Below are 262 nucleotides of genomic sequence, written 5' to 3' on the forward strand. Positions count from 1 at the left end.
CGGCGAGACCATCGCCGGCTCGGCGTTCGCGATGGGGCCGGGCGGCAAGGGCGCCGACGGCGCGCCCGCCGACGTGCGCGGCAACCCGGACGTGCTGGCCGCCTATCTCGGCACCCGTCATTGAGAGACTCGACAACATGGAATTTTTTCTCGAAGTGCTCGTCGGCGGCTTGCTGGCGGGCGTGATGTATTCGATGGTCGCGATCGGCTTCGTGCTGATCCACAAAGCGTCCGGCGTGTTCAATTTCGCGCAGGGCTCGAT

Annotated in this window: 2 pseudogenes; both read left to right on the plus strand. The window is 66.0% G+C overall.

What is annotated here, in order from left to right:
* A pseudogene (locus SB771_RS35205) lies at nucleotides 1-124 on the plus strand (ABC transporter ATP-binding protein); the annotation flags it as partial.
* Between the two features lie 13 nt (nucleotides 125-137).
* Nucleotides 138-262, plus strand: a pseudogene (locus SB771_RS35210) (branched-chain amino acid ABC transporter permease); the annotation flags it as partial.

The organism is Burkholderia sp. SIMBA_051, assembly GCF_046534915.1.
Taxonomy (GTDB): domain Bacteria; phylum Pseudomonadota; class Gammaproteobacteria; order Burkholderiales; family Burkholderiaceae; genus Burkholderia; species Burkholderia ambifaria.